Annotated in this window: 14 protein-coding genes; 5 read left to right on the plus strand and 9 right to left on the minus strand. The window is 74.0% G+C overall.

The genetic code is table 11. From position 1 onward, the window contains the following. Nucleotides 1-13 precede the first annotated feature (13 nt). Complete coding sequence (locus AC27IY_RS27745; RefSeq protein WP_344219190.1) at nt 14-820, minus strand: peptidoglycan recognition protein family protein; 807 nt, start codon at nt 818-820, stop codon at nt 14-16. 122 nt (nt 821-942) lie between these two features. Then, entirely contained in the window at nt 943-1,935 is a 993-nt protein-coding gene (locus tag AC27IY_RS27750; protein WP_487179714.1) for an NAD(P)-dependent alcohol dehydrogenase, read from the minus strand. Nucleotides 1,936-2,098: 163 nt separating this feature from the next. On the opposite strand from AC27IY_RS27750, the gene AC27IY_RS27755 reads away from it, so the two are divergent. Continuing rightward, complete coding sequence (locus AC27IY_RS27755) at nt 2,099-2,776, plus strand: DUF2306 domain-containing protein (RefSeq protein ID WP_487179716.1); 678 nt, start codon at nt 2,099-2,101, stop codon at nt 2,774-2,776. Here AC27IY_RS27755 and AC27IY_RS27760 read toward each other — a convergent pair. The 6 genes from AC27IY_RS27760 to AC27IY_RS27785 form a co-directional block, all read right to left on the minus strand. Then, nucleotides 2,749-3,423, minus strand: coding sequence for a response regulator (locus tag AC27IY_RS27760; protein ID WP_344219184.1), 675 nt, complete (start codon nt 3,421-3,423; stop codon nt 2,749-2,751). The genes AC27IY_RS27755 and AC27IY_RS27760 overlap by 28 nt on opposite strands. After that, entirely contained in the window at nt 3,420-4,574 is a 1,155-nt protein-coding gene (locus tag AC27IY_RS27765; RefSeq protein WP_487179717.1) for a sensor histidine kinase, read from the minus strand. The genes AC27IY_RS27760 and AC27IY_RS27765 overlap by 4 nt, the downstream gene beginning before the upstream one ends. A 27-nt stretch (nt 4,575-4,601) precedes the next feature. Then, nucleotides 4,602-6,035: an arabinose isomerase gene (locus AC27IY_RS27770; protein WP_423448364.1), complete on the minus strand. Its 1,434-nt coding sequence runs from the start codon at nt 6,033-6,035 to the stop codon at nt 4,602-4,604. Between the two features lie 17 nt (nt 6,036-6,052). Continuing rightward, complete coding sequence (locus AC27IY_RS27775) at nt 6,053-6,985, minus strand: discoidin domain-containing protein (RefSeq protein ID WP_487179718.1); 933 nt, start codon at nt 6,983-6,985, stop codon at nt 6,053-6,055. Between the two features lie 16 nt (nt 6,986-7,001). Then, on the minus strand, nt 7,002-8,582 hold the full coding sequence (locus AC27IY_RS27780) for an alkaline phosphatase D family protein (RefSeq protein WP_449952404.1): 1,581 nt from the start codon (nt 8,580-8,582) through the stop codon (nt 7,002-7,004). A gap of 164 nt (nt 8,583-8,746) precedes the next feature. Next, complete coding sequence (locus AC27IY_RS27785) at nt 8,747-9,532, minus strand: DeoR/GlpR family DNA-binding transcription regulator (RefSeq protein WP_344219174.1); 786 nt, start codon at nt 9,530-9,532, stop codon at nt 8,747-8,749. A gap of 150 nt (nt 9,533-9,682) precedes the next feature. Between AC27IY_RS27785 and AC27IY_RS27790 the strand changes: the two genes are divergently transcribed. Genes AC27IY_RS27790 through AC27IY_RS27805 form a run of 4 tightly spaced genes read left to right on the plus strand, consistent with a single transcriptional unit; the run spans nt 9,683 to nt 16,381 of the window. Further along, complete coding sequence (locus AC27IY_RS27790; protein WP_344219172.1) at nt 9,683-10,987, plus strand: extracellular solute-binding protein; 1,305 nt, start codon at nt 9,683-9,685, stop codon at nt 10,985-10,987. Continuing rightward, entirely contained in the window at nt 10,984-11,895 is a 912-nt protein-coding gene (locus AC27IY_RS27795) for a carbohydrate ABC transporter permease (RefSeq protein ID WP_364452014.1), read from the plus strand. The genes AC27IY_RS27790 and AC27IY_RS27795 overlap by 4 nt, the downstream gene beginning before the upstream one ends. After that, a complete protein-coding gene (locus tag AC27IY_RS27800; protein ID WP_329576393.1) occupies nt 11,895-12,707 on the plus strand; it encodes a carbohydrate ABC transporter permease in 813 nt (270 codons plus the stop codon). The genes AC27IY_RS27795 and AC27IY_RS27800 overlap by 1 nt, the downstream gene beginning before the upstream one ends. After that, nucleotides 12,704-16,381, plus strand: coding sequence for a hypothetical protein (locus tag AC27IY_RS27805; RefSeq protein ID WP_487179719.1), 3,678 nt, complete (start codon nt 12,704-12,706; stop codon nt 16,379-16,381). Before AC27IY_RS27800 ends, AC27IY_RS27805 begins: the two co-directional genes overlap by 4 nt. On the opposite strand, the gene AC27IY_RS27810 is transcribed toward AC27IY_RS27805, so the two are convergent. Beyond that, nucleotides 16,366-18,801: an ATP-binding protein gene (locus tag AC27IY_RS27810; RefSeq protein WP_487179720.1), complete on the minus strand. Its 2,436-nt coding sequence runs from the start codon at nt 18,799-18,801 to the stop codon at nt 16,366-16,368. The two genes, AC27IY_RS27805 and AC27IY_RS27810, sit on opposite strands and share 16 nt — an antisense overlap. Nucleotides 18,802-18,822 lie beyond the last annotated feature (21 nt).

The following is an 18,822-nucleotide window of genomic DNA, read 5'->3' on the forward strand; positions in this document are numbered from 1 at the left end:
TCGCGGCCGGGGGTCAGACCCGCAGCAGCGGCGGCCAGGTCTCCGGGCCGACGACGCCGTCCGCGCCGAGCCCTCTCGCCTGCTGGAACGCGCTCACCAGCGCCATGAGGCCCTCGTCGGCGACCGTGGACTCCAGCCAGGCGCGCAGCCCGCCGGGGAGGTCGGCGTACGCGGCCGGGGGCACGTGCCCGCGGGCGAACAGGCAGCCGCGCACGGTCTTGACGTCGTAGTTGTCGTCGCCGAGCCTGATCACCGGCAGGTTCCTCACGAGTTCCTCCGTCCAGAAGGCGCCAGGGCCGGCCTTGATGATGGCGGCCACCGACGCCCGGAAGTCGTTCATGTCGATGGAGTGGGGGTCGGGCTTGGCGGTGTTGACCTCGCGGTGCGCCTTGACCCGCGAGGCCGGCAGCTTGAACTCGCGGCACAGCTCCGCGCACAGCCGGACGTAGGACTCCCGCTGCGCGGCCGGCCAGGGCTGGGTCCCGTTGTTCTCGGCCTCGATGCCGAGCGAGCTGGAGTTGTCGTGCCAGGGCGAGGTCGAGGGGGCGTTGTGCCAGCACCGCCCGGCGGCGATCACGTAGATGCGGCCGGAGCGGCCGAGCCCGAAGTGCGACAGCGGGCCGTCGAGGCCGGGCCGCCCGTCGCGCACCACGGCCAGCGACGGGTAGTCGCCGCCGCCGGCCGGGCCGGCCGTGTGGTGGCAGACGACGCCCTGCACCTCCGGCTGCGGCCCGTGGCCCCGGGTCCGCCACCCGGCCACCTCGGTGACCGGGCTGCCGGTGCGGCGGGCGACGTCGGCGAGCTGGGTCAGGAACGGCATCAAGGACTCCCATCGCTTCGTGCGTCCTGCGCGGTTCCCTAGAATGCCCGACAAAATCGGGATTATGAGCGCTTTCCCCGCCCCGGCCCCCGGCCGGGCGGGCTGACCTGCGCGCGCAGAGGTCAGGACTCCGTCACGGTGACGACGACCTTGCCGCGCGCGTGGCCCTCCTCCTGGTAGCGGACGGCCGCCGGGATCTCCTCGAAGGTGTACCGCCGGTCGATCACCGGCCGTACCTCGTCCGCGTCGATGAGCGCGCCCAGCGTGATCAGGTTGCGCCGGGTCTCCTTCCACGGGCCGTTGGTGATGGCGACCTGGTGCGGCAGGAACGGCGCGGCCGCCAGCGTCCCGAACATCCGCCCCATCGGCTGCAGCCACCGGCTGCCCCGCCCGCCCACCTGCACGTGCCGCCCCTTCGGCCGGATCAGCCGCCGGTAGGCCCGCCCGGGGTGGCTGCCCGCGATGTCGACGACCAGGTCGAAGCGGCGGCCGAGGCCCAGGACGTCCTCCTTGGTGTAGTCCACGACCTCCTCGGCGCCGAGCGAGCGCACCACGTCCAGGTTCGCGGGGCTGCACACGGCGGTGACCTTTCCGCCGAACGCCCGCGCGAGCTGCACCGTGAACGTGCCCACGCCGCCGGAGGCGCCGTTGACCAGGACCCGCTGCCCCTCCTCCAGGCCGCCGTCGTCGCGCAGGGCCAGCAGGGCGGTCTGCGCCGCCATCGGCACCGCCGCGGCCTCCTCGAACGACAGCGTCCGCGGCTTGGGCGCCAGGTCGGCGACCTTGACGGCGGCGTACTCGCCGAAGCCGCCGCCGCCGGACATCGCGTACACCTCGTCGCCGGGGGCGACCTCGGTCACGCCGGGGCCGGTCTCCTCGACGACGCCGGCGACGTCCGCGCCGAGGATCGGCAGGCTCGGCCGGAACAGGCCGGGGCCGCCGGGCATGAGGCGGGCCAGGCGCGGCTCGCCGCGCATCAGGTGCCAGTCGAAGGGCTGGACGGACGTGGCGCGCACCCGCACCAGCACCTCGCCGGGGCCGGGCACGGGGCGGGGCAGCTCGGTGAGCTTCAGCGCGTCGGGGGAGCCGTAGGAGTCGAGGACGAAGGCCTTCATGGGGCGCTCCTTGTTCGGGTGGGGACTGACGAACGCCAGTGTGGGCGCGGCCCCGCCCCGTCGTAACCGCCGAAAGTACGACCTCCCGAGTGGCCTTTGGGACGCCTGGATCAGGGCCGAAGCGCCGATGAGCGGCCCCCACCCCGGCCGCCACCATCGAGGCATGACCCAGGCATCCGTTCCCACCGGCTCAGCCGGGCGGCGCGCGTCGCGGCTCGTGCCCGTCGCGCTGATCGCGCTCTCCGTCGTCCCCCTGGTGGCCGGCGCGCTCCGGCTGTCGGCCCTGTCCGGCGGCCCGGACGTCATGCCGGACGGCGCCCGCTTCGCCGCCATGCCCGTGCCCGTCGTGGCGCACATCATCGCGGCGACCGGCTACATCGTGCTCGGGGCCTTCCAGTTCGGTGGCCGCAGGCCGCCCGCCAGGCACCGGCTGATGGGGCGGATCCTGCTGCCGCTCGGGCTGGTCGTGGCGCTGTCCGGCATATGGATGACGCTCTCCTACCCCCGCCAGGACGGCGACGGCGACCTGCTGGCCGCCTTCCGGCTCGGGTTCGGCTCGCTCATGGCGGCCGCGCTCGTCCTCGGCCTGGCCGCCGTGCTGCGCCGCCGCTACGCCCACCACCGCGCCTGGATGATCCGCGCCTACGCGCTGGGCCTCGGCGCGGGCAGCCAGGCGCTGATCCTGGGCCTCTGGACGGGCGCCGCGGGCGGCGATCCCACGGGCACGACGCGGGCGCTGCTGCTCGGCGCCGGATGGGCGGTCAACCTGGCGGTGGCCGAAGGGCTGATCCGCCGCAGCACGGGCCGCCGGGGTCAGCGCCTGACCCGGTCGGTCTCGTAGGCCCACATCGCGATCTCGACCCGGTTGCGCACGCCGAGCTTCGTCATCAGGCTCGCGACGTGGCTCTTGACCGTGCTGAGCGAGATGTGCAGCTCGGCGGCGATCTCGCTGTTGGTCCGGCCGCGCGCCACCGTCGCCAGGATCTCCTCCTCCCGCTCGGTCAGCGGCTCGACCGGCTGCGCGGGCGGCGCCGACGGGGCCGAGCCGGCGAACGCGCCGAGCAGCCGGGCGGTGACGTTCGGGGCGATGAGCGCGTCGCCGCCGGCCGCCGCCCGCACCGCCTGCGCCAGCAGGTCGGGCCCGGCGTCCTTCAGCAGGAAGCCGCGGGCGCCCGCCCGCAGCGCGGCGTAGACGTACTCGTCCAGGTCGAAGGTGGTGATGACGACCACCGCGATGGGGTCGGCGACGGCCGGGCCGGCCAGCAGGCGGGTCGCCTCGATGCCGTCCAGGGCGGGCATGCGGATGTCGAACAGGCAGACGTCCGGGCGCAGCCGCCGGGCCAGCTCGACCGCGCGCCGCCCGTCGCCGGCCTCGGCGATCACCTCGATGCCGGGCTGGAGGTCGAGGATCATCCGCAGGCCGGTCCTGGCGATCTCCTGGTCGTCGGCGACGATCACCCGGATGGGGCTCTGGTCCTGGTCGCTCACGTCGTCGCCCCCGTTCTGGGCAGGACCGCGGTGACGGTCCAGCCGCGGCCCGGGTTCGGGCCCGCCTCGCAGGTGCCGCCCAGCAGGCCCGCGCGTTCGATCATGCCGATGAGGCCGTACCCGGCCGAGGAGATCTGCCGGGCCACGACGCCGTCGCCGTCGTCGGACACCCGCAGCCGCACCTCCGCGTCGTCGGCGGCGACGTCCACCTCGATGCGGGTGGCGTGCCGGGCGTGCCGCCTGGCGTTGGTGACCGACTCCTGCGCGATGCGGTAGATCGCCGCCCCCACCGACGGCGGGACGCCCTCGACGTCGCCGCTGATCCGTACGTCCACGGCCGGCCCGACCCGCGCCCGGCCGGCCAGCTCGGTCAGGTCGCCCAGCTGCTTGCCCGGCGTCAGCTCGGCCGGCTCGTTGCGGCGCAGCACGTGCACCATCGTGCGCATCTCGGCCAGCGTGCGCGACGCCTCGGCCTCGATCACCCGGAGGGCGTCGGCCGCGGCGTCCGGCTGCTCGGCCGCCGCCGCGGCCAGCCCCGCCTGCGCCCTGATCGCCATCGCCGAGACGTGGTGGGCCACGAGGTCGTGCAGCTCGCGGGCCAGCTGCTCGCGCTCCAGCAGCTTCACCTGGTCCAGCTCGCGCGAGCGGGCGCCGGCGCGGAAGCGCAGCGCGCCGCCCAGCCCGAGCGCCGCCGCCGTCACCGCCAGCCCCGCCACCAGGTCGCCCAGCTCAAGGCGGCCCTGCGCCGCCGACAGCCCCAGCGCGACCAGCGCGATGCCGAGCCCGGCGACCGCCTCACGCCCCGACCCCCAGCGGAACAGCGCGTAGACGAGGATCAGCACGAACGCCATCGTGTACGTCTCGACGTCCTGCCCGCCCGCGGCCAGCCCCGCGGCCCCGCTCACCACGAACGCGGTCACGAGCATGAGCAGCGGCCGCCGACGCCGCCACAGCAGCAACGGCACCAGCACGACGGTGAGCACCACCGCCGGCACCCGCAGGGGCAGGTCCGGCCGCAGCACGCCTTCCAGGACCGCGACCGGCACGAGCACCGCGACGAGCGCCCAGTCCCGCCAGACCCGCCGCGGCGCGCCGGGCGCCCGCGGCTCGTTCCACACCGAGCGCCCTAACGAGCGGATGAGTCCGCGCACGCCCTCATCGTACGGGTTTACCCCCGTTCATCGCCCCGGCTGGACGTGCGTGATCCCGGCGCCGAGCAGGTCGGCGACCGCGCGGAGCTCGGCCAGGCGGTGGCCGGTGCCGAGAGCCCAGTGGTGGGAGATGCCGCTGGCGCTCCAGGCGTCGGTCCACTCGCCGGGGTCGCAGCCGAAGTCCACCCGCGAGGTGGTGTTGCCGATCTGCAGCAGCGGACCCTCGACGACCTCGCCCTCCGAGACCACGAAGCCGTAGCCGCCGTCCCGGTCCTGGCGCAGCCCGAACGCGGTGACCGGGCCGCGCGTCACGTCGAACTCGACCGACACGCCCCAGCCGCGCTTGCCGTGGTAGACGCCGAGGCCGCGCAGCAGCGGGCGGCGGGAGCTGATCGCCAGGTGGGCGGGGCCGTCGTGGCCCATCTCGACGTGACCGCGGGCGAAGTCGAGCGCCTGCAGCTCGGTGAAGGAGCCGCCGCCGCCCAGCCGGTCCATGATCAGCATGGCGAGCGAGGTGCGCAGCTCGTACTCGCCGGCCGCCGGGACGCCGCGGGCCGTGAGCAGGGACGCGCCGAGGATCATGCCGGCGCCCAGCCGCTCGTGGATCTCGCCGTCCAGGCCGCGGTGGTAGTAGGCGAGGCTGTCCAGGGCGAAGTCCTCGACCAGCCGGTCCAGACCGACCGAGACGCGGGCGGCCCACTGGAGGTCCTCCTCGTTGACCGAGCCGTCCAGCTCGAAGACCTCGCGGGCCAGCGCGACCCGGCCGGCGGCCTCGTCGTCGCCGACCTTCTCCACCCGTACCCGCAGGTCGTCGAACTCCAGCACCTCGACGTGGCCGCCGAAGTTGGCGCTGACCAGGGTCAGGTCGGTGGCCACGTCCAGCATGCCGGGGTAGAGGTGGCCCATCAGCCCGTGCCGGCCGCGGCCCAGCGCGGCCCGCACCCCGGCCGCCTTCACCCAGCGGCCGATGCGCTCCCACGCCCGCTCGTCCTCCAGGTAGCCCGACACCGAGCGGAACGGGATGCCGCAGCGGGTGAAGGCGTTGGCCATCTCCGGCAGCGGGCAGGCGCCGCAGTAGGCGAGCCACTGGCCGGTGTCGAAGGTGGCGTGGTCCATCGACTCGGTCGGCTGCAGGTTGATGAGCAGCACGGGCGCGCCGCTGCGCTGCGCGATCGGCACGAGCATGGTGGCCGTCATGTACGTCGTCAGGAACCCGACGATCAGGTCGCACCCGGCGGCGCGCAGCTTCTCGGCCGCCGCCGCGCCCTCCTGCGCGTCGGAGATGAAGCCGACATCGACGACCTCGCAGTCCAGCGCCTGCATGCGTTCGGCCACCCGCGCCGACGAGCGCCGCAACTGCGGCAGCAGGTCGGGGAACTGCGGCCAGTACGCCCCCAGCCCTCCGGCGACCAGCCCCACCTTCACGGGGCGCGGTGTGATCCGAGTGAACGTGCCGCTCACCGGCGTTCTCCCTTCGCTCAGCGGACTTCGACCTCGATGATGCGGGTGTAGTCGTTGGCGCCGTTCGAGGCGAGCGCCACGACGCGGACCGCGTCCGCGGTGACCGGCGCGAAGTCCGAGCGCGCGGTCCCCGCGGTGTTGCCGCGCACCTGCGCGACCGTCTGCCACTGGCCGCCCACCTGGGCCTGGACGTCCCAGTCGCGCACGCCGTAGCGGTAGGCCGGGTAACGCTCGGTGTCGAGCGTGTACAGGTCCACGCGGGAGATCTGGCGGGCGCCGCCGAGCGCGATGGCGACGGTGTCGGGGAAGGATCGCGCGGTGGCGTCGTTCCAGCCGTTGCCGCCGGCCCAGCCGTTGGAGGAGCGGTCGCCGTCGGCGACGCTGCACGGCGGGTAGTTGGCGTTGGTGTGCTGCGAGGAGGCGGTGACGGGGCGGCGCAGCGCGACATTCCCGCCGTTGTCCAGCCGGTCCACGGGCATGACCTCGACCGGCACCTCCAAGGTGCGGGTGGAGGTGCGCAGGCGCAGGCCGTACGTGCCCTCGGCGGTGCCCGGCGGCACGGCCACCAGCAGCTTGGCGGACAGCTCGTAGCCGGGCGGCAGGTAGCTGGTGAGCATCGCGCGGGACGCGGTCAGCGGCGGGTCCACCTCGACGGCGGCGGTGGCGTAGCCGGCCTTCTTCGCGTCGCTGCGCAGGCCGATGTCGATCCTGGCGGGGCAGGCCGGGTCCACGCCGAGCGGGGCGACCAGGCGGTCGGCGCCGGCGATCGGGGTCAGCGCGCCGCTGCCCTTGGACGTGCCCGGCCGCACCTTGACCGAGACCGACGACGGCGGCTCCGAGGCGGGGGAGGGCAGCGAGGGGGACGGGGGCGCGGGCGTGGCGGCGGTCGTGAGCAGGACCGTCGTGACCAGGGCCGTGGTCGCGGCGAGCGCGGCGGTGAGGTGACGCATGTTCGAAACCTTCCTCCTAGAGCGCGTGCAGGCCGGGGGCGCCGTCGAGGGTGACCAGGCTGGCCCTGGTGGAGACCGGCGCGCCGGGCCGGTCCACGTACGGGACGACCCGGAAGTCGGCCCGCCACTGGCTCCGCGTGACCTCGCAGGAGACGTAGCCGCGCTGGTAGCTGGAGAAGCGCACATGCGGGTTGACGGGGTCGCTGCCGCCGGGCGGCACGCCGGTGCTCGCGTTGCCGTTGCCGCCGCTGCTGACGGACGTGCACACCAGCTCGACGCCGACGGCAGGCGAGGCGGGGTCGTCGAAGTTCGTCCGCAGGTCGCCCGCGAGGTTGTAGTGGATGTCGCCGGTCAGCACGACCGGGTTGCTGACCCGGCGCTCGACCAGGCCGGTCAGCAGGCGGTCCTTGGCGGCCTTGTAGCCGTCCCACAGGTCCATGCTGAGCTTCTGCGCCGGTCCGGCGTCGAAGTCGAGCTGCATCATGGCGACCTGCTGGGCGAGCACGTTCCACCGGGCGCGGGACGCGCCGAGGCCGTCCAGCAGCCACTTCTCCTGCTCGGCGCCGATCATCTGGCGGGCCGGGTCGAGCCGGTCGGCGCAGTCCACCTGCTGGCCGTCGCCGCAGACCTGGTCGTCGCGGTACTGGCGGGTGTCGAGCACGTTGAACTCGGCCAGGTCGCCGAAGGTGAAGCGCCGGTAGACGCGCGCGTCCGGGCCCTCGACCGAGGGCAGGCGGACCGGCATGTTCTCCCAGAAGGCGCGGAAGGCGTTGGCGCGGATGACGAGGTAGTCCTGCTCGCTGACCTCGCCGCCGGGGCCGTACCGGCCGGCCCAGTTGTCGAGCACCTCGTGGTCGTCCCAGGTGACGATCCACGGCGCGGCGTGATGGGCGGCCTGCAGGTCGGGGTCGCTCTTGTAGAGGCCGTACTGGACGCGGTAGCGGTCGAGGGTGTCGCACTGCACCCGGAACTGCTCGGGGACGGGCGTGTTGCGGTTGCCGCCGGTCGGTACGATGCCGAACTCGTAGATGTAGTCGCCCAGGTGGAAGACCACGTCGGGACGCTCGTCGGCGAGGTGGCGGTAGGCGCTGTAGTAGCCGTCCTGCCAGGACGCGCACGAGGCGAAGGCCAGGCGCAGCGCCTCCGGGCTGGCGTCGCGGGCGGGCGCGGTCCTGGTGCGGCCGGCGGGGCTCAGCTCGCCGCCGGCGCGGAAGCGGTAGTGGTAGTCGCGGCCGGGCCGCAGGCCGGTGGCGTCCACGTGCACCGAGTGGCCGTACTCGGGCCTGGCCCAGGCCGAGCCGTGGCGCACGCGCCGGGTGAACGCCTCGTCCTCGGCGATCTCCCACTCCACCTTGATCTTCTGGTACGGCAGGCCGCCGAGCGGCTGCAGCGGCTCGGGCGCGAGCCGGGTCCAGAGCACGACCCGGTCGGGGAGCGGGTCGCCGGAGGCGACGCCGAGCCGGAAGGGGTAGTCGCCGCGAGCCAGGGCGCGCGAGTCGGCCCGCGCGGTCCACGGGTCGGCCAGGTCGGAGGTGAAGGCCAGGGCGAAGGCGGCGCCGCCGAGGCCGAGGAAGGATCTACGGGAGGGATGATCCATGCTCCTGCTTCCTACGCTGGGGGGCGAAAGCCCTCACTTTGTAGCAAGCAGGATGTGCACTTAACAAGAGTGGAGTTACAAATAACGTCCTCGACGTTACATTCGCCGCCCGCCGGGCGCCGGCAGAGTCACCGGCAGAGTCACCGGCAGGGTCACCGGCAGGGTCACACGTGCGCCACCAGGACGTTGCGGTGCCGGTCGTGCAGGCGCTGCAGCAGGTCGGCGGGCGCGCCGGAGTCGACCACGATGACGTCGAAGTCGTCGAGCGGCGCCACGCGGTGCAGCGCCACCCTGGCCAGCTTCGAGCCGTCCACGGCCAGGATGCGCCGGGTGCCCGAGCGCAGCATCGCCCGCTTGACCAGGACGATCTCCTGCTCCTGATGGAAGGCGTACTGGTCGGAGACGGCCGAGGTGGACACCACGACCACGTCGGTGCTCACGGCCTCGGCGGCGTCCACGCAGCCGAGGCCGAGAAACGAATCATGGCTCGCGTGATATTCGCCGCCCAGCGCGATGAGCCGGATGTCGGGGACGCCGGCCAGCAGCCGGATCGCCTCCAGGAAGTTCGTCACCACCGTGAGCGGCGCGAGCTCCCCGAGATGGCGGGCCACGGCCAGGGCCGTGGTGGAGTCGTCGAGCATGATCGAGCTGCCCGGCTCGATCTGGGCCGCGACGACCCGCGCGATGGCGTCCTTCTCGGCGGTGTGGGCCTGCAGCCGGTAGGCGATGTTGCTCTCCCACACGTTGCTGGCCTGGGCCGTCGCCCCGCCGCGGACCTTGCGGACCATGCCCTGGCGTTCGAGCTCGTCGAGGTCGCGGTGGACCGTCATCACGCTCACGCCGAAGCTCTCCGCGAGCTCGGCGACCGAGGCCGAGCCCTGGCGCACGATGTGCTCGGCCATGCCGCGCCACCGGGCGGACCTGCTGGGGGTGTGCTGACGCGAATCCACCGAAGCCCTCTCCGCCCTCTCCACACTGGTGGGACGGCTGCGCATCCTACTCTTGACACCCCGCTGGGGCGACTCGTAACCTCCCTGCATCCATCACTTGTAACAGAATTGGCTGTTAAATTAACAATCAATTCATGGAGGTAGGCGAGCATGACCGGCCTTCTGCACGACGCCCGGGTGAGCCGCGGGCAGTTCTTCCGCCTGATGGGCGGCCTGGCGCTGGCCAGCGCGGCCACCGCCTGCTCCACCCGGCCGGAGACGACCGCGACGACGGGCGGCGGCGGCACCACCACCGACCTCAAGTTCGTCGGCGTCTCCGACCAGAAGGCGCCGATGGACAAACTGGCCGCCGCCTACGCCCAGGCCACGCCCGGCGTGCGCGTCACGCCCTCGTACGCGCCCACCGACCAGGTGCAGACCTCGCTGCGCACCCAGCTCGGCGCGGGCAACGCCCCCGACCTGCACGTGGTCTATCCCGGCAGCGGCAGCGCCATGTCGATGACCCAGATCGCCCAGGCCGGCCTGCTCGCCGACCTGTCGGCGCAGGCGTGGACGCAGACCATCCCCGCGGGCTTCAAGCCCGCCTTCCAGCTCGACGGCAAGACCTACCTGTACTCGGCCGGCTCGTCGGTCATCGGCGCCGTCTACAACAAGAAGGTCTTCCAGCAGGCCGGCATCGACGCGCCGCCTGCCACGTGGACCGAGTTCCTGGCCGTCTGCGACAAGCTCAAGAAGGCCGGCGTCGTGCCGATCGCGCTCGGCGCGCAGACGCCGTGGGTCACCCAGCTCATCACGTACGCGCTGGTGCCCTCCACCGTCTACGCCAAGGACCCCACGTTCGACGACAAGCAGCAGGCCGGGCAGGCCACCTTCGCCGGCTCCGGCTGGCAGCAGGCCTTCGAGATGTACCTGGAGCTGCAGAAGCGCGGCTTCTTCAACGACAAGCCCAACGGCACCACCTTCGAGCAGCAGACCTCGATGGTCGCCACCGGCAAGGCCGCCATGGCCGTGCAGGTCTCGGCCGTGCTGCCCGACTTCCGCAAGGCCGCCTCCTCACCCGACGACCTGTCGATGTTCCCGCTGCCGGGCGCCGACGACGCCGCCTCGGTGTGGATCCCGGCCGGCGTCGTCGTCGGCCTCGGCGCCAGTGCCAAGGGCAGGAACGCCGAGGCGGCCAAGGCGTTCATCGACTTCCTCGGCAAGCAGGAGAACATCAACGCCTGGGCCAAGGAGATCGCCGCCATCCCGCTCACCCAGGACGCCTCCTCCACCATCGACCCGGCGGTGGAGTCGTTCCTGCCGTTCACCAAGGACCGCGCCGTGCCGTTCATGGACCAGCGCTGGCCCAACGCCGAGGTCCAGCCGGTGCACTTCGCGGTCGTCCAGAAGCTGCTGGCCGGCGACTCCACGATCGACGAAGCACTGAAGAAGATGGACGAGGCTTACCGCAAGTGACCCCCTTGACCGTCCGGCGCGCGCGGCCGGCCAGCGCCGCCCGCCCGCGCCGCAGCGCCACCACCCCGCCCTGGCTGTTCGCCGCCCCCGCACTCGCGGTGTACGCGCTGGTCGTGCTCTACCCCGCGATCAGCGGCGTCGTGTACGCCTTCACCGACTGGAGCGGCATCGGCGAGGACTGGTCGTTCGTCGGCCTGGCCAACTTCCGCACCCTGCTCGGCGACGAGCAGGCCATGGGCTCGATCGGCAACACGCTGCTGCTGACCCTGGCCGTCGTCGCCGTGCAGAACGGCGTCGGGCTGCTGCTGGCGCTCGGCGTGCACGCGAAGCTGAAGAGCCGCGCCCTGCTGCGCGTGGTCTTCTTCGCGCCGGTCGTCGTCAGCCCGGTCATGGTGGCCTTCCTGTGGAAGTACATCTACAACCCCGACCCCGACGCCGGGCTCAACGGCCTGCTCGGCCTGCACGTGGACTGGCTCGGCGACCCGTCGGTGGCGCTGTGGTCGATCGCCGGCATGGTCGTGTGGCAGTACGCCGGCTACTCCATGGTCATCTTCCTGGCCGGGCTGGAGGGCGTGCCCAAGGAGCTGCACGAGGCCGCGATGATCGACGGGGCGGGCACGTTCCAGCGGTTCAGGTACGTCACCTGGCCGCTGCTCGCGCCGGCCGTCACGATCAACCTCATGCTGTCCACGATCGGCGGGCTCAAGCTGTTCGACCAGGTCTTCGCCGCCACCAACGGCGGCCCCGGCTACGCCACCGAGACCCTGTCCACCGTGCTGTACAAGCAGGCGTTCGTCTTCGGCAAGTTCGGCTACAGCACCGCGGTCGCGCTGGTGCTGGCGCTGTTCGTGGCCGCGGTCTCGCTCATCCAGGTCTCCTACCTGCGCGGCCGGGAGGTGAGCGTGTGATGCGGCGGACGTTCCTGCTGGAGATCGTCATGATCGCGGTGGCGGTGGCGTTCCTGTTCCCCGTCTACACGCTGGTGTCGCTGGCGCTGAAGGACCCCGCGCAGATCTCGCAGGCGCCGCTGGCCCTGCCCAACCCGCCCACGCTGGACAACTTCGCCACCGCCTGGTCGGCCGCCGCGCTCGGCCCTTCGCTGGTCAACAGCACCGTCATCACCGTGGTCAGCCTGGTCGCGCTCATCGCGCTCGGCTCGTTCGCCGCCTACTTCCTGGCCCGGGTGCAGACCCGGCTCGGCTACGGGCTGTACATCCTGTTCCTGCTCGGCATCGTGCTGCCCTTCCAGCTCGGCATGATCCCGCTCTACCGGCTGGTCACCGACCTCGGGCTCATCGGCACGCACGCCGGGATGATCCTCTTCTACACCGGGATCCAGCTGCCGTTCACCGTGTTCCTCTACACCGGCTTCATCCGGGCGCTGCCCCGCGAGTACGCCAGCGCCGCCCAGATCGACGGCGCCGGCCACCTGACGGCGTTCACCCGCGTCGTCTTCCCGCTGCTGCGGCCCATCACCGGCACCGTGCTCATCCTGAACGCGGTCTTCATCTGGAACGACTTCTTCACCCCGCTGGTCTACCTCGGCGGCTCCGGTTTCGAGACGGTCCCGGTCAGCGTCTTCGCCTACGTCGGCCAGTACGTCTCCCAGCACGGCCTGGTCTTCGCCGGCCTCGTGCTCGGCGCGCTGCCCATCGTGGCGGTCTTCCTCGCCCTGCAGCGCTACGTCATCAAGGGCTTCTCCAGCGGGTTGAAGGGATGAGCGAGGCCGCCCGGATCTTCCGGGACCCGCCGCGCGCGTACTCGCCGGCCGCCATCTGGTGGTGGAGCGGCGAGCCCCTGCGCCGCGACCGGCTGCGCTGGCAGATGGAGCGGCTGGTCGCCGGGGGAGTGCACAACCTCGTCATCCTCAACCTCGCCCCGTCGGGGCCGCTGTTCGGCGCCGACGCCGACGACCCGCCGTTCCTGTCCGAGGCGTGGTGGGAGCTGCTGGACGGGGTGTGCGCCGACGCCTTCGAGCTCGGCGCCCGCCTGTGGTTCTACGACCAGCTCGGCTTCTCCGGCGCCGACCTCCAGGCCCGCCTGGTGCAGGAGCGGCCGGAGTTCGCCGGGCAGTGGCTCGGCCCCGGCGGTGAGGTCACCACGCGCGGCTTCGACTACCTGTCGGCCGAGGCGTGCGCGGTGCTGCTCGACCGGGTGCACGGCGAGTTCGAGCGGCGGATCGGGCACTGGTTCGGGCGGGTCGTCGCCGGGTCGTTCCAGGACGAGCTGCCCACGCTGCCCACCTGGTCGGCCCGCTTCGCCAAGGAGCACCTGGCGCGGCGCGGGAAGGAGTTCTCGCTCGCCGACCCCGACTGGGCCGCCTACCAGCGGACCCGCGCCGAGCTGGCCGAGGAGGCGTTCTTCCGTCCGCTCGCCGCCTGGCACGAGCGGCACGGCCTGCTGAACGGCTGCGACCAGCAGGACCCGGCCCGCGCCGGGCATCCGGTGGCGGGCGTCGAGCTGTACGCCGACTACGCCCGCACCCACCGCTGGTTCTCCGCGCCCGGCTCCGACCACCACGGCGACGCCCGCCTGCACGCCTCGCTGGCCCACCTGTACGGCCGCTCCCGCGTCTGGATCGAGGCGTTCCACTCCAGCGGCTGGGGCGGCACCCTGGAGGAGACCTTCGACTGGCTGCTGCCGTGGCTGCGGGCAGGGGCGACGCTCTACAACCCGCACGCGGTCTACTACACGACCCGGCGCGGCTGGTGGGAGTGGGCGCCGCCGTCCACCGACTGGCGGCAGCCGTACTGGCGGCACCACCGGGTGTTCGCCGACGCGGTGACCCGTCTGTGCGCCGCCCTGTCGCTGGGCCGCCACGCCTGCGACGTCGCCGTGCTGCTGCCGACCACGACCGTCCAGTCCGGCACGGCCCTGGCGGGCGGCGCGCCCGCCGGGCCGGAGGCGGCGCGGGCCGACGAGGTCTACCGGGCGCTGGTGGGCGACATGGCGTGGTTCGCCACGAAGCCGGGGGTGCTCGACCGGCTGGGCCTCGACGCCGACGTGATCGATGAGGACTCGGTACGGCGCGCGGAGGTCGCGGACGGGCGGCTCGCGGTGTCCACGGAGGCGTACCGGGCGATCGTGCTGCCCGCCGTCACCGTGCTGGACGAGGACGTGGCCGCGCGGCTGGCCGCGTTCGCCGACGCGGGCGGGCTGCTGGTGGCCGTCGGCGCCGTGCCGCCGGAGCTGCGCGGCCGGGCCAGGCTCGCCGCGACCCCCGAGGACGTGGGGGAGGCGCTGGCCGCGATGCCGCGCCGGGTGGAGGCCCCGGTGCCCGCGCTGGTGCGCGAGACCGGCGACGCCACGCTGGTGTTCCTGGCCGCCACGCATCCGATGGCCAGCAGGATCGGCGTCGGCCGCCCGGAGGAGCGGGGTGTGGACCTGGGCTGGCTGGACGCCGACATCGACTTCGACCCCGCCCGGTACGCCCGCGAGCTGCGCGTCACCGTGCGGGACGTGGCGGGCGCGCCCCGGCTGCTGCGGCCCTTCGCGGGCGGCGACCCGGTCCCGCTGCGGCACGTCCGGCGCGGCGACGCCGTCGAGGTGGTCGTGCCGTTCGACGACGGGCCCGCCGCGCTGCTGGTCTTCACCGACCCGGCCGCCCACCCGGCCGTCCACCCGGCCGCCCACTCGGCCGTCCACTCGGCCGTCCACTCGGCCGTCCACCCGGCCGCCGATCCGGCCGACGGCCCCGCCGACGGCCCGGCTCCGCCGGAGCCGGGGTACCCCGTGGAGACGGACCTCGGGGACGAATGGGACGTCGAGCTGGTCCCCACCCTCGACGACACCTGGGCGGACTTCGGCGGCGGCGGCGCCGGCGTCGAGCTCTGGACGCTGCGCACGCCCGGCGGCGAGCCCGTGCACGTCACCTTCGGCCCGCGCGGCGAGCAGCGGGTCGGCGACGGCCCGTGGACGCCCTCGGTCTGGTCGGCCTCGCGCGGCCTGCGCAAGGACCCCGTGCACCGCGACACCCTCGGCCCCAAGGGGCACGTCCCGGTGGAGTTCCTGGCCTTCGGCCGGGTCGCCGCCGGGGCGGAGGCCAGGTTCCGCAGCGTGCTCACCGTGCCGCCGGGCCCGCCGCGGTGGCTGGCGCTCGGCGCGGGCGCGGCCAAGACGCTCCGGCTCGACGGCGAGCCGCGCCCCCTGGACGACGCCGGGTACGCCGCCGTCACCCGTGACCCCGTGCCGCCCGGCGAGCATCTGCTGGAGCTGCTGCTCGTCCCTGACGAGGAGCTGGACCTGCGGGCCTACGCCTGCCTGGCCGACGACCCGGCCGACGCGGCCCGGCCCGAGTGGATCGCCGGGCCCCGCCTGGAGACCGTCGTGGAGGCCGGCGACGGTGACCAAGTGTTGCAGGTGGCGTCCACCACGTTCTGCCGGGTGCTGGTCAACGGGGTGGAGGCGGGCCGGCAGGGCGGGTTCGACCCGTACGCGGAGGCGGACATCCCGCGCGTGCGCCGCTACGACCTCGCCCCTCTGCTGCGGCCCGGCCGCAACACGATCGCCGTGGAGTCGGACGGCTGGATCCTGGCCGACGGCCTGGCCGTCTCGGGGCCGCACTGGTCGCCGGAGCCCCGGGTCCGCCGCCGCCAGCACGGCGACCCCGCCGCGCTCTGGCTGCGGCCCCGTCCGCACCCGCTGCCGGAGGCGGGCTGGCTGGACGGGCGGCCGTCCGCGCCGCCCGCCGGCTTCGCGGTGCCGGGCGACCGGCCGGGGGAGGAGCGCTTCCTGCTCGACGTCCCGCCGGGCGCGACCGCCGTCGAGCTGCCCACGACCGGCCGCGTCGAGGTGCGCGAAGTCCCAGGCTCGACCGGCCGCGTCATCGAGCCGGGCCCCGGCTCCGGAGGCCGGGTCGTCGAGTTGGGCAGCGGCCCCGGAGGCCGGGTCGTCGACTTGGGCGGCGGGCTCGGAGGCCGGGTCGTCGAGCTGGGTGGCGGGCTCGGGAGCGGGCCCATCGAGGTGCGGGTGGTCACCGAGCCGGGGGCGCGGGCGGGGGCGGTCTTCAGCGGGCCGGTCCGCTTCGCCTGCGGTCCCGGCCGGATGCGGCTCGGCGACTGGGAGGAGCGGGGCCTGCCCGGCTACAGCGGCGGCGTGCGCTACCGGACCACCGTCACCGTCCCGGCCGCCGGGCCCGGCCTGCTCGACCTCGGCCGGGTACGGGGCACGGCCGAGGTCGTGGTCAACGGGGAGCCCTGCGGGGTGCGGGTCTGCTCGCCGTACCGGTTCGCCGTCGAGCTCGCCGAGGGCGCGAACGTGGTGGAGATCCTGGTGCTCGGCACGCTGGGACCGTACCTGGACGAGGTGAGCCCGACGCACTTCGTCTTCGCCGGCCAGCGCGCCAGTGGCCTGTTCGGTCCGGTACGGCTGCGCACGCCTCAGCCCCCGGTCTGATCGCCCTGCCCGGCGACCCAGGCCGCGATCTGGGCCCGGGAGGTGAAGCCGAGCTTGCACAGGATGTGCTCGACGTGCGCCTCGGCGGTGCGCTGCGCGATCACCAGGGTGGCCGCGATCTCCTTGTTGCTCATGCCGCGGGCGACCAGCGCCGCGATCTCCCGCTCGCGGCGGGTGAGCGGCGAGGTTTCGCCGGTCCGCGGGGCACGTGACCGCCGCTTCTCGCTGCCCGTCGTCTTCTCGCTGCCCGTCGCGTACCCGGGCACGTCGGCAGGGGGCAGCTCCACGCCCTTGCGGAAGGCGGCGGCGAACCCGCGGGCGCCGAGGTGCTCGCGCGCCGCCGCCTCGGCGGCCTCGTGGTAGCCCTCCAGGTAGCCGAACAGCGGCCCGCCGAACGCCCGCCAGCTCTCCTGCGAGGCGCCGAGCAGCGTGGCGGCCCGCTCGGCCGAGGCGTCCGCGGTCATCCAGGCCAGCGCCTCGACGCAGAGCGCGACGCCGAGCCGGTCGTCGAAGGGCTGCTTGAGCCGGATGGCCTCGCGCTCCATCTCGATCGCGCGGGCCGGGTCGCCCTGCCGCCAGGTCTCGATGCCGAACATCCACAGCGTGTAGGAGCGGAACCAGTGCTCGTGGCGCGCCTCGCACCGCGCCAGGCACTCCTTGAACCGGTCGATCGCCTGCTCGTCGTCGCCGAGCAGGCCGTGCGCCGTCGCCAGGTACATCAGCGCGTTGACCACGCCGCTCTCCTCGCCGGCCGCCCGGTGGCCGTCGGCGGCCTCGCCGAGCAGCGTCACCGCTTCCCTGAGGTCGTGGCGCATCAGCGCGGCCAGGCCGGCGACGTACGCGACGGGCGCGGCCGGCGGCGGGTCGGGCAGGGCGTCGCCCAGCTCCCGGCACTCCCGCAGGAGCGTGTCCGCCTCCTCGAAGTCGCTCTGCAGCACCGCGAGGCGGGCCTGGACGCACAGCGCCTCGGCCCGCTCCGGCGTCGGCTCGGGCGCGGCGGCCAGCAGCCGCGCCAGCCACACCCGGCCCTCGCGCAACGCCCCGGCCGCGATCCAGTAGAAGCAGAGCGCCGTGGTGAGCACCAGCCCGTCGCGAAGGCCGTCCGGCCCCGGCGCGTACGGGGAGGAGCCGGGCGAGCCGGACGGCAGGGCGGAGTCGAGGGCGGTGCGCAGGTTGCCGTGGTCGGCGCGCAGGCGGGCGAACCAGGCGACCTGGTCCGGCCCGTACCAGCCGCGGCGGGCGCGCAGGGCCAGGTCACGGAAGTAGGCGCGGTGCCGGGCACGCAGCTCCGCCTCCTCGCCCGACTCGCGCAGCCGCTCGCGCCCGTACTGCCTGATGGTCTCCAGCAGCCGGTATCTCACGCTCTGCCGGTGCTCCTCGCGGGCCAGCACCGACTTGTCCACCAGCCCGCCGACCAGGTCCATCACGTCCTCGGGCGGGATGCCGCCGCCGGAGCACACCTGCTCGGCCGCCTCCAGGTCGAGCCCGCCGGAGAACACCGACAGCCGGCTCCACAGCAGCCGTTCCTGCTCGGTGCAGAGGGCGTGGCTCCAGTCGATGAGCGAGCGGAGGGTCTGCTGGCGCGGCATGGCGGTCCTGGCGCCGGTGGTGAGCAGCCGGAAGCGGTCGTCCAGCCGTTCCAGGAGCTGCTCTACCGACAGCGCCCGCAGCCGTACGGCCGCGAGCTCGATGGCGAGCGGGATGCCGTCGAGCCGGCGGCAGACGCGGGCGACGGCCTCGCGGTTGGCGTCGGTGATCTCGAAGCCGGGCAGCACGGCCCGCGCCCGCTCGGCGAACAGCCGCACCGCGTCGGTCTGTCCGTCCGCCCGCGCACCGGCCTCGGCGTCCCCGGCGGTCTCGGCGGCCTCGGTGTCCTCGGGGACGGCCAGCGTCGGCACCTGCAGCACCTGCTCGCCCGTGACGCCGAGCGCCTGCCTGCTGGTGGTGAGGATCCGCAGGCCGGGCGCGGCGCGTACGAGCCGGTCGGCCAGGGCCGCGCACGCGTCCAGCAGGTGCTCGCAGTTGTCCAGCACCACCAGGGTCCGCCGGTCGCGCAGGTGGGCGGCCAGCACCTCGATGGAGGGCCGCGACGCCCTGTCCTGGATGCCCAGCGCCGCCATGACGGTCGCGACCAGCAGCTCGGCGCTCTCCAGCGCGGCCAGCTCCACCAGCCACACCCCGTCGTGGTACGCCCGCCGCAGGTCGAAGGCCACCCGCAGCGCCAGCCGCGACTTGCCGACGCCGCCCACGCCGGCCAGCGTCACCAGCCTGCCCTCGCCCAGCAGCCGCTTGACCTCGGCGATCTCCCGCCGGCGGCCCACGAAGCTGTTGAGCTCGGCCGGCAGCGAGCCGGCCGGCGACACGCTCTGCCACCTGTCCGGTCCCAGGTTCGGCCCGATCTTCGGCCCAGCGATGGTCATGATGGAAGCCCCCAAGGACCC

The organism is Nonomuraea sp. B208 (assembly GCF_057536035.1).